The organism is Candidatus Baltobacteraceae bacterium, from assembly GCA_036488875.1.
Classification (GTDB): Bacteria; Vulcanimicrobiota; Vulcanimicrobiia; order Vulcanimicrobiales; family Vulcanimicrobiaceae; genus JAFAHZ01.
The window spans coordinates 266,762-281,138 of record DASXGW010000012.1; the positions used below are offsets into that span (position 1 = coordinate 266,762).

The window sequence follows — 14,377 nt, forward strand, 5'->3', positions numbered from 1 at the left end:
GAATGTCCAATCTTAGCGAACTGAAGGCAACGAAGACGCTTCGGGGGCTCGCCACGCTGCTCGGGCATAACGCGCAGACGCTTTCCTACATCCTCTACAAGATTCCGCCGGAGTCGAAATATCAGACATTCCTGATACCCAAGCGGAGCGGCGGTCAACGCTCCATAAGCGCTCCCACGGAAAAACTTAAACGCCTGCAGCGCAATCTTGCCGACCTGCTCCAAGACTGCGCAGAAGAGCTAGCCGTCTCCAAGAAGCGCATCGATTATCTTTCGCATGGATTCACGCGCCAGAGATCGATCGTATCCAATGCGCGCATGCATCGCGGCCGGCGCTGGGTGTTGAACCTGGACCTCCAGGATTTCTTTCCGACCTTCAACTTCGGTCGCGTGCGCGGATTCCTGATAAAGAACCGGGATTTCGAACTGAACCCGTACATCGCAACGCTCATCGCGCAGATAGCATGCCATGATGGCCGGCTTCCGCAAGGAAGTCCATGTTCGCCCGTTCTGGCCAACCTCATCGCGCACGTGCTCGACATGCGAATCGTAGCACTCACCAGAACGCTGGGCGTCAGATATTCTCGCTACGCCGACGACCTCACGTTCTCCACGAACAAGCGTCAGTTCCCATCGCAACTCGCCGTCCCAAAGCCAGATGACAACGGTGCCGCAACGCATGCCTGGGTGCCAGGCGATGAACTTCGCGGCATCATCGAGCGGGCCGCATTCCGCATCAATGAGCAAAAAACCAATATGATGTACTGCGCGTCGCGCCAAGAGGTCACCGGGCTCGTTGTCAACCGCGCCATACGCGCGCAGCACCGATACCGTCACGGGCTCAGAGCGATGGTGCACAAACTCGTTAGAAACGGAACGTTCGACGTATTCGGAATCGTCCACAAAGACGGCACGAGTGTCATGGAAAAGCGTGAAGGAACTGTCAAGCAATTGCACGGGATGCTCGGCTTCTCCGATTTCATCACCAACGACAGCAAGGCGGGTGGACCGCAGCCCTTCGGCAAGCACTCGTCGTCTGACGAAAGAACCTATCGAACATTCCTGTTCTACAGCATGTTCTATGCGCCGGATCGGCCCGTTATTCTGTGCGAGGGCGGTACGGATAGCATCTATCTCACGTATGCCATCAAACGATTAGCTGCCGAGTACCCCGATTTACTGGAAACTGTGGATGGCAAAATGCGCCGTGCCATCAAGATTTTCGAATATAGGGATTCCAGCACGGGTCGCCTTTTGAATCTCAATGAGGGTGGGAGCGACGTTCTCAAGAAGTTTCTGTACGCCTATCGTAGCGAAACAAAGAACTTCGGGCCTGGGCTTCAACGCCCGGTTATCGTGCTTTTCGATCACGACAGAGGAGCGACAGAACTTCGCAAGGCCATCAAGAACTTCACTGCTGCGCCCGATCTGTCGTGCGACTTTCCATCTGTCCACGTCATCAAGAATGTGTACGCTGTCCCGATTCCCGGCGAAAACTCGAAGATTGAGGACCTCTTCAAGCCCGAAACGAAGAACGTCATCATTCGCGGCAAGTCCTTTGACTCGACCAATCAGTACGACACGGACGGATTCTACGGGAAGATGATATTCGCTCGCGAAGTAGTTGCACCCCATTACGAGACGATTGACTTCTCGGGCTTTCGCCCACTGCTGAACAACATTTTATCGGTAATCCGCGAACACCGCAGACTGCTCGTCACGAAGGGTTTTGAGCCAAGCGCACTCTAACGCGCATGGTATTGAGCCAAAATTTAAAAAATCGGGTTTTGCGCCAGAGCCACCAGGTGCTCAAAGTGGGCCATCACCGTTGGGTCTTTTCGACGATCGCATTCATCGGAGCTCCGGGCCTCGTTATTGCCCTCTTTTCCGCTTGCCGCGGCGTATCGCCGGCGAGTACGCTAATAACCCCTTGCGAGCCTGTTCCGTGCCCAATCCGTGCCCACTCTGGTACAACGAAACGAAAAACGCCCGTTAGAATGAGCGTTTCTTGGTAGCGCCAACGGGAATCGAACCCGTCTTTCCGCCTTGAAAGGGCGATGTCCTAACCGATAGACGATGGCGCCTCAGTGACAGGAGGTAGGCTAACCGGCGCGGCGGGTCCTTGTCAACGCTTTTAATGGCTCGGCTGCTTGGAAAAGGGAGGGGCGGCCTGGAGGGTTGCGGCTTCCCTCGGAGGGCAATACCATGACGGTCGGTTGCCGGTCCCCCTTCGTCGTCTCACGCGGGGACCATCTGGTTCACGACCTCGACGGCAATCAAATCGGACGTCTACAGTAACTCGGTCGCTGTCGCGCGGATAGCCTCCAGGAACGTCGCTCCGTAGCGATCGAGCTTGACGTCGCCGACCCCGCCGACCGCGCGGAACTCTTCGAGCGTGGTTGGGCGCATCTGCACCATCTCGCGCAGCGTCGTATCCGAAAAGACGACGTATGGCGGAACACCTTGCTCGTCAGCGATGTGCTTGCGCAACCTTCGTAGTGCTTCGAAGAGATCGCTGCCGTCCGTGGAAACCGTGCTCGGCACCACAACCTTACGCCCGCGACGCGAGCGCGCCTTGCGCGCTTTTACGAAGTCGAATGCGCGCCGTTCGCGCAAAGCTTGTAAGCCCTCCTGCGTCAACACCAACGTCCGATGCTCGGCCTCTTCGACGCAGCCGCTCCGCTCGAGCTCCGAGAGCAGCGCAAGCCATTCGTCCTTGGTATACTCGGCGCCGACGCCAAAGGTCGAAAGCCGTTCATGTCCCCACGACAGCACCTTCTCGGTCCGCTTTCCGCGCAGGACGTCGACGATATGGTGAGCGCCGGTGGAGAAACCGCTGTGTGCGCGTACGCGATAGATGCACGACAGCAGCTTCGCCGCCGGGATGGTGCCGTCGACGCGTTCGGGCGGATGCAAACAGTTGTCGCAGTTGCCGCACTCCGGCGACACCGCCGGCTCGCCGAAATAGCGCAGCAGGAGCGCGCGCCGGCAGTGCGGCGTCGCTGCGTAATCCAAGATTTGGCGCAGGAGCGTGTCGGCTCGGCTTCGCTCGGATGGATCGGTAATTTGTCGAATGAAGAATCGCTGCTTCGCGGCGTCCCCTCCATTGAAGTACAGCGCGCAATCGCTGGGCAGACCGTCGCGGCCGGCGCGACCGGTCTCCTGATAATAGCCCTCGAGGTTTTTGGGAACGTCGTAGTGCACGACGTATCGTACGTTCGGCTTGTCGATGCCCATTCCAAACGCAATCGTGGCGCAGATCACGCGTACCTCATCGCGAATGAACAGCTCTTGGTTGCGCGACCGCTCCCCTGACGTCAAGCCGGCGTGATACGGCAGCGCGGACGTGCCTGCCGCCGACAGCATCTTTGCGAGACGCTCGGCCGAGTCGCGACTCTGCACGTAGACGATTCCGCTTTCACGCGACCGCTCGCGAACCCAGGCTGCGAGCTGCGCGGGGCCATCCCGCTTTTCGAAAACTGCGTAACGCAGATTCGGCCGATTGAAGCTGCCTACAAAACGCTGCGGCGCCTTCAACCCGAGGAAGCGCTCGATGTCGACGCGGACGCGCGACGTCGCAGTCGCCGTTAGGGCCAGCAGCGGAGCAGAAGGGTGGGCCGCTCGCAGCGAGGCGATCTGTCGATATTCCGGACGAAAATCGTGTCCCCATTCGCTGACGCAATGAGCTTCGTCGACGGCGATCCGTCGCAAGTTCCAACGCTGCAACCCGGAGAGAAACCCGGAGAGCACGACGCGCTCGGGCGCGACGTACAGAAGCCGGTACTCGCCGCGATCGAGCCCGTCGATACGACGAGCCGCCGTCGCGGTGTCGATCGAGCTGTTGAGAAAGGTTGCCGCGATCCCGTTTGCCTCGAGGGCGTCGACCTGATCTTTCATCAGCGCAATGAGCGGCGAGACCACCAATGTGAGTCCGTCCTCCATCAATGCTGGCAGCTGATAGCACAGCGATTTTCCACCGCCGGTAGGAAGCAACGCCAAGACGTCGCTCCCGGCCATCGCGGCCTGCACGATCTCTCGCTGGAGCGGGCGGAACGAAAGATAGCCAAAGTGACGCTTCAGCGCGTCGTCGAGGCTCGCCGTCATTGCCGCTAGTATAGTTCCCTGGCGCGCGCTACGGGGGCGCTTCGAGATTGCCGAACCTGCAGGTCATCGTGATCCCGCAAATATCGAAGAGTTTCCAAACGGCGTCGGTTGGACGACTGGCCACCAAGGTTAGCGAGGGTAGACCCTGTCGACGGCGCCACTGGCTCAAGGTCACAAGCTCTGCAATCAAGCTCGAATCGGCGTCGGAGAGATACGTGACATCGATCACCGACTGCCATGCGGTCTCCGCCGGCTCGAGTTGCCGCTGAAGCTCTCGTCGCGAAGCGCGGCGGTAACTGCCTTCGAGCGCTACGATCATCACCCCAAACGTAATGTCTGCGGCGCGACATTGTTATCACGCGAATTACCTAAAAAGAGCGGCAGTTCATGGGCCTGGTAGGATTCGAACCTACGCGCAACCAGTTATGAGCCGGCCGCTCTACCGCTGAGCTACAGGCCCCAGCGCCCACCCGGTTTCACCCTGGGTGGCCATCCTTCCCGCGAACGTCGCGCGCTGTCGTTACTTATAGCAGGTTTCCAGCAATTCTTGAAGGCGCAGCTTCATTTGTACTAAGCGCTTGCATTCGGGGCAACCAGGTCCTCCGGTGATGAGATGTCCTCGATAGTACGCGGCTTCCAATTCCATTTGAGTCGCGTCGTTTAGCTCCGTCATCAAACCGCGAAGAAAATCGCCCTCTTGACCGACGAAGAAGAACTCGCTACAACCTTTGGGATTGCCGCGCGGCGCGAGCGTGTTTTCCATGTTCGTTTCATATTCGGTGTCGCCTTGATGGTAACCACTCTCCATCACGCCGACTGAATCGCCCGAAACCGGATCCACGCGCCACCAACCAAAGTGCTGTCTGCCGTCGATGTCGATTGGGTCGCTTGGTGCGACGACGGCATATCCCATTGCTAAATCATCTTGGATGCGAGCGAGCACGTCTGCGTCGACGTGCAGCGACTGCAAGTTCGGATCGCCCTTCTTTGAAATAACGACTGGTGTTTTCCCTTGCGCTCCGTACGCCGCTAAGAGATCGGCGGTGTTCTCGCCCGCTGCGGGGGACGGCAACGCGGCCTGCTCCGCCAGAGTGTCGGCTACTCCTTGTTCGAGTCGCACGCGGTTGGGATTGGGTGCGGCGGGCGCAACCGCGATCTCATTGTTTACAATGTCGAGATTCTCTCGCTCCACCAAACGATTTTGGCTCATTACTGGACCGCGCAAAGAAAGAACCACGTTCGGGCGATCCAGATAGCGATCGGAGCGCACGGGACTCAACCGCTGACGGTCGAGCGCAAAGGCATACAACGACCACGGCACCGAACCGAGCGCGTTGCGAAACGCGCCGCGATTCGGTACGAGCGCCTCGCTCGTCTGATGCAGCACGAACTCCGGCGAGATATCGCTTACCAGGGGCAGTATGCGTACTTGCGTGAGAAGAGCCAGCGCGCGCTCAAACCTCGTGGAATCTGAAATCGTAGCGCCAGGAGTTGCGGCATTTCGAGCCGCCGGACCGCGAATATCCATGATTTGCCGGCGAATCACACGCGATTGCAGGCCGGGAGAGCGCAGCTCGAATTCCAACCACACAGCAGTGAGACCGGCGTCGGTAAACGTACCCTGCGATACGATCCGGTCGCCGATGCGAAGAGCCGGCTGCCATTGCTTCATCGCCACCGCTTGTGCTTGGCTCGTATCGGTTGGAGCGAAGGTCAGTGCGATCGGCTGACCGATCGCGTCGCTTGGCCGCATGGAGTAATCGAGAACGGTGTTTTCGCTAAAACCATTGCCCTGTTGGCTTTCGGTGACGACACGAATGCCCAGCTCGTGGAACAACGCTGAATCCAGCTGCTGCGGTGGCGTTACCGAAAGCGCCGTCAGGCCGCTCGATCCGGCTTGAGCGGCTTTATCGGAAGGATCGAAGCTCGACCACGCCCCGTTTTCATTTACCTGCACGAACCAGCGATCTTCGATCGCTGCAAGTTGCCCGTTTTCAACGGCTGGATTCGCCGGACCGGCGGGAACCAGTGATGCCAGCATGGCGACCTGCGCGTCGAGCGCATCTTGCTGCTGCTTACGTTGACGGTGCCAATCGTCGACGACTGCGTCGACTTGCGCACCCGGAATATCGCCGGATTTTAACTGACCTCGCAAATCGTCGAGGAATTGGGATTCCGGTGGAGTTGAAGCCGGTGCGGGCTGAGCTTGCTGCATGGTCGAGAGCACGCTGCGGGCCTGCGCTTCGCTCAGCCGTGCGCGCGCCAATCGGACTTGTTGGCCTGCGCGTCGATCGAGGTCGGCTAACAAGAGCGCTCTATCGAGACTGCTGCCGACGCGGTCCATCAGCACGCCAACCGGTCCGCGCAGCGACCCCTGATACGGAACCAGCGTTGTGTTGTCGCGAACCCATTCAAAAAGTTTTTCAGGATCGCGTCCGACCCGGTCGACGACGGCTTGAGGGTCATACGTATCGCGCGCCGCACTCGCGTCGTTTGCCTGCAAGTCGTCGAAGAACTCGTTCATGCCGGCCTTCACGTCCACTGCCGCGCCGCTTGGGCTCGGTGCCGCGGCAACGGTGGTGACGCAAGGCGCAGGTGCGGGCGTCGCTGCTGACCCCTGCGCGTTGCCGCTTAACCCGCCTCCTATCCCACCACCTAAACCAGAAGCGGCGCCCATTTGGCCAAGCGACGATGCACCCGGCGCAACGGCGTCGATTGCGCTGGACCCACCGCTGCACGCCGTTACCGCCGGACGCTCGAAGGCGACGATCGTGGGAAGACTCCGCGCACCCGCTTCATACGCACCGATTTGAATTGCCAGCAGCGTGGCAACGGCAATGAGCAAGATGCTCAAAAATCCAGGCCGGCGACGAACGGCAACAGTCGCCGCGGTTATAAGTGCCGAGAGTAGCAATACGGGCAGTACCACCTCGACCATGAGGTAGGCACCGCGCAACCAATACGGATGAGCGATAGGCGCGGTCGTTCCGGCAAGCGCCGCATCGACGCCCGCGCCCCCGGAAATGGCTAACGCGAAGGGAGCGATCAAATACACGCCGAGCAAAGCGGCTCCCAGCCGCAACCAGAGCGGAGTCCTATTCGTGAAGAGCACGGCTGCAGCTGCGACGCCGAAAATTATGGGGAGGATTGCTTCGCCCACGACACCGGCCGGCTGTCGCGCGAGAACGATCCCGCCATCCGCGAGCGAGCCCAGTTTCCAACCCGAATAGGCCGTGACGATTTCGAGAACGACGAGCGAGGCCAGGATTTTCGGTACGACGCCGAAGCGCTTCCACAAGACGGCCGTGAGCAGAGCATAAGCAACGACGATGCCCGCAACGATCCAGCGAATGGTACTGCCGGTTAGGGCGGTCTCGATTGCCACGTCGAGCAACGCGATGTAGAGTGCGACGTTTGCGATCCAGCCGAGAACGCGCTGCGTTTGGTTCATCATTCTGCGCCTCTTTTGAAATCTTATCGGACTGTAGTCCGACCATTCATACGGCGTTGCGATTCACCTCTTGGGGGATGGGTGAGACGAGTGCCGAAAAAGGTGCTCCTGACCGGAACGAGGTGAAAGCGTTGCTAAGCTCTCTTCGCGCTCTTCTTATACTCCCATTGGCGCTAGCCATCGCCGCGTGCAGCTCGACGGCGCCTGCCGGCGGCCCCATTCCGCCGCCGCAAATCGGAGGAGACGGGGCGAAACACAAGCTCAAGGCAACGGTTCGCATCGTGATTCCCAAACGCAAACGCGGTCGCCGCGTGCTGTTGCACGGACATTACGTTTCGCTTTCTACCAAGTCGATTGCCATGGCCGTAACCGCGTCGACGGGCGGCAGCCCCGAGAACTTCAACGCAGATCTAACGGCGGCGACAAACCCGGATTGCCTCGCCTATTCCGGTTCGACGGTGTGCACGCTTCCGCTCAGACTTGCAGCCGGAGATTATACGATAATCGTTGCGACGTACGACGGACTGCTTGCGGGCGGAAACGCTCCGAATAATCCCCCAACCGGCAAAAAGCTATCGGCTCACCAAAGCGTACCCTTCGCCATCACTCGCGGCAAAACAAATCAGCTCAGCGTGACCCTCGACGGCATTCCCACCGGCGTCGCGCTGGTGCCCGCAAGTTCGACGCTCACCGGCAACGACGCGTCGGGATTCGCGCTCGCGCGATGCTCGCAACCGGCACAGAACGTCGAGGTGTACGGCGTCGACGCCGATGACAACTACATTCTTGGGCCCGGCGCGCCCACGCCGGCGCTCGCGTCAAACGATGCCGGCAATCTTCCGGTTACGGCGACTCCGGGGCCGTCGGCCCCCAACCAGTTTACGCTGACGCCGCCGGCATATCCGACCAAGAACGCGGTCGTCCAACTGACTGCGGGTGTTACACCGAAAGCGGGAATCGGGGCGTCGTCACAGTCTGCGAAGGTCAACGTCACGTTTGGTTCGACGACCTGCTATTCGATCTCTGAGTACTCGGCATCGAGCAGCAGCAGTAGCGGCAGCAGTCCGAGCGCTATCGCCTCAGACGGCACCAATCTGTGGTTTACGGTAGGAAACTCGGTCACTAAAATGACGACTGCCGGAGCGGTGGTGGGGAACTATTCGGCCGGAACCAATCCCGGTAGCCTTGCTTTTGATGGAACCAACATGTGGGTCGTCGACAGCATAAGTTCCGGCACGGTCACCAAGCTGTCTTCGACGGGAACGACGTTGGGGACGTACGGCGTAGGAAGTTATCCGAACGGGATAGCCTTCGACGGGACCAATATGTGGGTCCCCAACAGCAGCGGTTTAAGCGTCACGAAGTTGTCGCCGACCGGAGCAACGCTTGGGACCTATACCGTCGGAAGCGGACCCGGTGCGATCGCGTTCGACGGGACCAATATGTGGGTCGCGAACTATAGTGCCAGCCCCGGCTCGGTCAGCGAGCTGTCTCCCACAGGCGCAGCGTTAGGGACGTTCGACGTCGGGAGTCATCCCGCCGCCGTCGCGTTCGACGGAACCAACATGTGGGTTACGAACCTTTTCGATAACACCATCACCGAACTGTCGCCGGCCGGGTCGGCGCTCAATACGTTCACGATTCCAACGAGCGCTAGCCATCCGGAGTTCATTGCGCTGGGCGCAGATAGCGCGATGTGGTTCACCGAAGCCAACGGAAACAACATCGGGCGGGTCACGAGTGACGGAACGTTTACCGAAATCCCCGTCCCGACGGCCAGCAGCGAGCCGATCGGGATCGCCAAGGGCCCGGACGGCAACATGTGGTTTACCGAAAAATCCGGCGACAAAATCGGAACGGTGGTAGTACACTAGCACCGGTATCGCGAACGTCGGCGCATGAAGTACCTGTGCGTCGCCCTCCTTTTAGCCGTCGCCGTGTCGCCAATGAGCGCGCCGGCAGCCGCAAGCGAACCATCAGTCGCGGCGATCGACCGCGCCGCGCGTGCCGCGATGTCCACGTACTCGCTCGAGGGCATGATCGTTCAAGTCCGGTCCAACGGGCGAACGGTGTTCCAGCACGGCTACGGCGAATCGATGACGGGCGTTCCGGCGACCACCGACATGCACTTTCGCAACGGCGCTATGGCGTTCACGTATATGGCCGTGCTCTTGCTCGAAATGGTCGACCAAAAGAAGACCACGCTCGACACGAAGCTGTCGAAGTACTTTCCGAACCTTCCCAACGCGAATAAAGTCACGCTCAGAAACCTCGCAAACATGACGTCAGGCTATGCCGACTACGTCTATCAGCCGGCGACGCTCAACGGGACGATGCTGTACCCATTTCGCCAGTGGACTCCGCAAGAGCTCGTCCACATCGGCATCAGCGGTAAGCCGATGTTTGCGCCGGGTTCGAACTGGGGCTACTGCCACACGAACTGGGTAATCATGGGCGGCGTACTCGAGAAGATCACGGGAATGCCGCTGGCACAGGCGTTGCAGCATTACGTTCTCGGGCCGATGGGATTGCGTCAAACGCAAGCCTTCACCACGGCGTACATTCCGCATCCGATTCTGCACTCGTTCGATTCCGAACGCCGCTCCGCGCTGGGTGTAAAAGCCGGCGTACCGTTCATCGAGGAGTCGACGTTTTGGAATCCGTCGTGGACGACGGTCGAAGGCGCCGTCGAGGTGACCGACATCACCGACGAAAGCTTAAGTCTCGAGGCCGTTGGAAACGGCAAACTGCTGTCGCCCGCGTCGAGCGCCGCGCAGATCAAGCCGCATCTCATCGGCTTCGGTCACGCGCAAAGTGGCTGCGACGCCTGCCGTCCCGGTACGACGGCGTTCAGCTACGGCTTGGGCATCATGCTCGTCGGAGGGTGGCTCGCGCAAACGCTCGGATTTGCCGGCGCGTCGGGCGCGGTCGCATACCTTCCCTCACAGAAACTCACGATCGCGGTCGAGGCCACCGATGGCGCCGGCGCCTTCGACGAGCACGGAAACTTCAAAGTCGGACTGCCCGCAAACAACGTGCTGATCGGACTAGCCAAGCAGATCGCGCCGGGGACCATGCCGTAATGATTCATGCACTCGTACTCGCGCTAGCGACGGCCACGCCAACGCAAACGGCTTCGGGAATCCCGCTCGACGCTCCGTGGAAAGTCACGATCTACGATCTGGCGCGCACGAAATTCCATCATCCCGCTTGGGGATGGCAGCATTCGGAGCGCAACTATCAAATCGCGATGCAGATTGCCAAGAGCGAGCGCATGCACGTCGATACCGACGTGCTCTTCGCCGCGGCGATGCTGCACGATATGGCAGCGTTTATGCCCTGCGCGCAGTCGGCCAAACTCGAGCACGGTGACTGCGCCGCGCTCCAAAGCCCCGACGTCCTAAAAAGCGCGGGCTTTCCGATGGAGAAGATCGCAGCGGTGCAGGCGGCCGAACGGGGACACATGTACTACAGCGATCCCGGAACGCAGCCGGAAGCGATTCTGCTGCACGATGCCGATTCGCTCGACTTCCTCGGCGACATGGGCGCCGCGCGCATGATCGCACTCACCGGCGAAAACGCTGAAAGCTTCGACGGCGCGATCAAGTCGCTGCGCAAGTTCGTTCACGACATTCCGCCGCGCCTGATAACGGCAACGGCTCGTAAGATGGGCGCGCAGCGCGCCGACGAGCTGCAGCGGTTTCTCGACGCGCTCGGCGCCGAACGGTACGGAACCTAACCTTACGCCGTTCCGGTAAGTTCCGAAAGGCGACGCCGCAGATCCTGGATCTCTTCGCGCGCGCGCTGCGCGTCGAGGTGGTCGAACGTCGCCGCGGCGCTCGACACCAGCGAGCCCAACAGCGCACGTTCGTCAGAGTTCAATACCGCACCGTCGCGACGCGCACCGTACAACGCGAACGCGTAGAGATCGCTGCGCGCGAGCGCCGGGACGGCCAGCACCGGGGCCTGGGCGCCGACCGGCATTCCCTCATGCGACCAGCCTACTTCGTGAAGCGCCAACGGCTCCCGCTCGGATCGCAGTTGGGCGACGAGCGGATCGTCGGTCGATATCGTAATCATCGCGTCTTGCGGCCACGCCCGCATCGCCGCGCAGGCGTAAACGTTACGATCCTCGTCGAGCTTGAACAGTGCCGCCGACGACAGCTCCAGTGCCTCCAGAGGCTCGTCCAAAATCATCTCGATCACCGAGCGTTCGCTGGTGACGAAGGCCAACGCACGCGCGTCGCGTTTGAGGCGCCGTTCGGCTAAGAACTCGCGCCTGAAGAACAGCCAATCGAGTATTGCGTCGATACGGTGATGTATCGCGCTGAACGAGAATGCCCCCAGAAGCGCCGCCGCCAGCGTGGCGTAAGCCGCTAAGTGCGAGTCGGCAAAGAGCTCTCCTACCGCCCATTCGCTAATCGCCATGAACAAGACGAGCAGCGCCGACGTAATGGCGTATCCCGTCGCGCGCCCGATCGCAAAGCCGATGTCGATGATGCGTTCGTTTACGAACGCGTACGAAACCGCCACCGCCCCGATGAAGGCCGCCCACGGCTCGAGCACTTTAAACAGTGGAGTATAAAGAAGGGCGCCGGTCCAGTGAAAAACCAACTCTTGAACGAGGTTTTGCAGCGAGTTCAGAATGACGACTATGGGCTGAAGGCCCAGACCGGCGACGATCCAGCGAGCGCGCACTCGCATCTCTTCGCGTGCGCGCCCAACGATGGTAGAAAGCAAGTAGAGCACGGCCGCTGCAAGCGCGATGTCGGCGAGCTGCCCGGCGACCGCAACGCCGAACGGCCACGTCGGCAGCGCTAGCGTGTAGCCGATCATGAAATAGTTCCAGATGGCAAAGTCCACGATCGCAAGCGCGACCAGCAAGGCTTCCCATCGGCGCTGCAGACGGCGGTCCGGATTGATCACGCGCGTAGCAAATATCGCCAGCGTCAAGAGCGCGGCGGCAAAACTCAGATCGTAAAGCGTTTGAACGGCGAGCTGTATCGCGACCGATCCTTTGACGTAGAAATAGTCTTGGAACGCGAGGATCGTCGATAGCCAGACGAATGCGTAAAAGGTCCACGTCGCGCGCCCGGGACGCAGGAGCAGAACTGCGGTCGCCAAGCAAAGGGCAAAGAAGACCAGCAACGGATGGACGATGAGGTGGAGCGATCGTAAAATACCGCGCTCATGCTCGGCGGCCGCGGTAAGTCGAACCGTACGCGGCGGCGTCCCTTCCAGCGTTACCGTCACGGTGTCGCCGGCGTTTGGGAAGAGGAACGACAGCCGGTCTTCGGGCGTAACCGCGGTCCACGCTACCCGATTGCCCGCGACGATACCCGCCTTAGCGGCCGGCCCGTTAGGATCGACGTCGTGAACGACTCCTTCGGCGCCCCACGTTAACCCGTACGTTCCGAAGGTCAGATCGTTCCACTCGACCTGCGCCAAGGCCAACAGCGCCAGCACGTTGAGCAGCACAAGCACGATGACGCCGGCCGCATTGAGGCGTTTCATTACCGCCGGAAGGCTTTAGCCCCCGGATAACGTGCGGCGGCTCCCAGTTCGTCCTCGATGGCCATCAATCGATTGTACTTCGCAATCCGGTCGCTGCGCGACAGCGATCCGGTTTTGATTTGGCCGGCGGCGGTCGCGACCGCAATGTCGGCGATGGTGGTATCTTCGGTTTCACCGGACCGGTGCGAGATCACCGTCGTGTATCCCGCTTTGTGCGCCATATCGATGCAGTCGAGCGTTTCGGTGAGCGTTCCGATCTGATTGACCTTGATGAGTATCGAGTTGGCGACGCCTTGCGCAATGCCGCGCTCGAGAAACTTCACGTTGGTCACGAAGAAATCGTCGCCGACGAGCTGCACGCGATCGCCCAGCGCCTCGGTGAGCGCGAGCCATCCCTTCCAATCGTCTTCGGCCATGCCGTCCTCGATCGACAGAATCGGATATCGGTCGCACAGCTCCGTATAAAGCGCGACCATGTCCTTGGCGCTCAATCCTCTGTCTTTGGACAGCGCGTAATACTTGCCGTCGGAGTGGAACTCGCTCGAGGCCGGATCGAGCGCGATCGCGACGTCGGCGCCGGCCTTGTAGCCGGCGAGATCGATCGCCGCGACGATCAAGTCGAGCGCTTCTTGCGGCGTGTGCAGCGGCGGCGCATAACCGCCTTCGTCGCCGACCAGGGTCGGAAGGTGGCGATCGTGCAGCAGTTTTCCGAGCGCGTGAAAGACTTCGGCGCCGTAACGCACGGCTTCGGCTTCGTTTGCCGCGCCGACCGGAACGATCATGCACTCCTGAAACTGCAGCGCACCTTCGGCGTGCTTTCCGCCGTTGATCACGTTCATCATCGGAACCGGCAGCGTCGAGGCCGACGGACCGCCCAAATACCGAAATAGCGGAAGCGACAGGCTGGCGGCAGCCGCGCGCGCCACGGCGAGCGACGTGCCCAACAGCGCGTTGGCTCCCAAGTTCGCCTTGTTCGGCGTCCCGTCGAGATCGACGAGCTTCTCGTCGATCTCGCGCTGCGCGGTGGCGTCCAATCCTTCGAGTGCCGGGCCCAGGACGTCGTTGACGTTGGTGACGGCTTTCTGCACGCCCTTGCCGCCGTAACGCGCCTTGTCTCCGTCGCGCAGTTCGACCGCTTCGTTGGCGCCGGTCGACGCACCCGACGGAACGATCGCTTCTTCAACCGCTCCGAAACTAGTCGCACAGCTCACGGCAACCGTCGGATTCCCGCGCGAGTCGAGCACCTCGCGTCCGTGAATGCCCTCGATTAAGGGGCGCCCGCCGGCGCGCAGCGATTCCAACGACATGC

The 14,377-nt window shown here is 60.6% G+C and carries 9 protein-coding genes and 2 tRNA genes; 4 read left to right on the forward strand and 7 right to left on the reverse strand.

Annotation, left to right across the window (positions count from 1 at the left end; genetic code table 11):
* Positions 1-2 precede the first annotated feature (2 nt).
* Positions 3-1,748, forward strand: a complete 1,746-nt coding sequence (locus VGG89_14270) for a retron Ec67 family RNA-directed DNA polymerase/endonuclease (GenBank protein HEY1977715.1) — start codon at positions 3-5, stop codon at positions 1,746-1,748.
* 260 nt (positions 1,749-2,008) lie between these two features.
* Here VGG89_14270 and VGG89_14275 read toward each other — a convergent pair.
* The 5 genes from VGG89_14275 to VGG89_14295 form a co-directional block, all read right to left on the reverse strand.
* Positions 2,009-2,083 (reverse strand) — tRNA-Glu (locus VGG89_14275).
* Positions 2,084-2,288: 205 nt separating this feature from the next.
* Positions 2,289-4,103 (reverse strand): DNA helicase RecQ, encoded by a 1,815-nt coding sequence (gene recQ / locus VGG89_14280; protein HEY1977716.1) that lies wholly within the window; start codon positions 4,101-4,103, stop codon positions 2,289-2,291.
* A gap of 28 nt (positions 4,104-4,131) precedes the next feature.
* Positions 4,132-4,422, reverse strand: coding sequence for a hypothetical protein (locus tag VGG89_14285; protein HEY1977717.1), 291 nt, complete (start codon positions 4,420-4,422; stop codon positions 4,132-4,134).
* 69 nt (positions 4,423-4,491) lie between these two features.
* A tRNA-Ile gene (locus VGG89_14290) sits at positions 4,492-4,563 on the reverse strand.
* Between the two features lie 60 nt (positions 4,564-4,623).
* Complete coding sequence (locus VGG89_14295) at positions 4,624-7,557, reverse strand: hypothetical protein (protein HEY1977718.1); 2,934 nt, start codon at positions 7,555-7,557, stop codon at positions 4,624-4,626.
* A gap of 164 nt (positions 7,558-7,721) precedes the next feature.
* Here VGG89_14295 and VGG89_14300 point away from each other — a divergent pair, with 164 nt between their 5' ends.
* From VGG89_14300 to VGG89_14310, 3 genes are read left to right on the forward strand one after another with little or no spacing between them, the layout of a single operon-like run.
* Positions 7,722-9,428 (forward strand): hypothetical protein, encoded by a 1,707-nt coding sequence (locus tag VGG89_14300; protein HEY1977719.1) that lies wholly within the window; start codon positions 7,722-7,724, stop codon positions 9,426-9,428.
* Between the two features lie 24 nt (positions 9,429-9,452).
* The gene (locus tag VGG89_14305) at positions 9,453-10,637 is read left to right on the forward strand and encodes a serine hydrolase domain-containing protein (protein ID HEY1977720.1); all 1,185 of its coding nucleotides are present in this window, start codon (positions 9,453-9,455) and stop codon (positions 10,635-10,637) included.
* Positions 10,637-11,293, forward strand: a complete 657-nt coding sequence (locus VGG89_14310; protein HEY1977721.1) for an HD domain-containing protein — start codon at positions 10,637-10,639, stop codon at positions 11,291-11,293. The genes VGG89_14305 and VGG89_14310 overlap by 1 nt, the downstream gene beginning before the upstream one ends.
* A 2-nt stretch (positions 11,294-11,295) precedes the next feature.
* Here the strand turns inward: VGG89_14310 and VGG89_14315 are convergent, their stop codons facing one another.
* A complete protein-coding gene (locus VGG89_14315) occupies positions 11,296-13,068 on the reverse strand; it encodes a hypothetical protein (GenBank protein ID HEY1977722.1) in 1,773 nt (590 codons plus the stop codon).
* Positions 13,068-14,375, reverse strand: a complete 1,308-nt coding sequence (eno, locus tag VGG89_14320; protein HEY1977723.1) for a phosphopyruvate hydratase — start codon at positions 14,373-14,375, stop codon at positions 13,068-13,070. The genes VGG89_14315 and eno overlap by 1 nt, the downstream gene beginning before the upstream one ends.
* Positions 14,376-14,377 lie beyond the last annotated feature (2 nt).